The organism is Bradyrhizobium sp. UFLA05-125 (genome assembly GCF_059803515.1).
Genome location: NZ_JBANBJ010000193.1, coordinates 1 through 535, shown reverse-complemented (window position 1 = coordinate 535; position 535 = coordinate 1). Strand labels below are relative to the sequence as shown.

Below are 535 nucleotides of genomic sequence, written 5' to 3'. Positions count from 1 at the left end.
ACGGCCAGCTTCAGGGCATTGTTCTGCTGAATACCGTAGATGTTCAGACCGCCGGTCAGGTCGAAAATGGCACCGATTTTGATCCCGCCATCGGCCTGTACCGGTCCCCCCGCAAGACAAAACGTACCAACCAGCGCCAACGCGCCAAAGCGCACTAGCCTGGCCCACAATCCCGGACTGATGTCCTTGCGCTTCCTGCGGCGCGAAGCTGTCTCAGTCGAAAAGAAAAGAGTGCCATGGAATGCCATTTCAAATCCTCCCTGATATGTTATAATGGTTCTATCATCGAACCACACCCGGCAAGCGGTGTCTAGTCTGATTATAGAACTAGTCGTCTCGTCGCCAAATGATCGGGTTCCATGATTACCCTTCCTCAATAGGAGGCGCGCCCGTTGAGCGAGCGCGCCCTGCCCGGTCGCTATTTGCTGTCTGGTGCAAAGTGCTGGGCGAGCGTCGGATTTGCCACAAGGTCGCACTTCTCGTTTTCGTAGCTCGGCGCGACACCCTTGAAGGTCTCGACGACCTTGAAGCCATG

At 55.9% G+C, this 535-nt stretch carries 1 protein-coding gene; it reads right to left on the bottom strand.

Annotated elements, in window-relative coordinates:
* The coding region (locus SO156_RS45895; protein WP_498539471.1) for a hypothetical protein at positions 1-248 on the bottom strand (248 nt) is incomplete at its 3' end.
* Positions 249-535 lie beyond the last annotated feature (287 nt).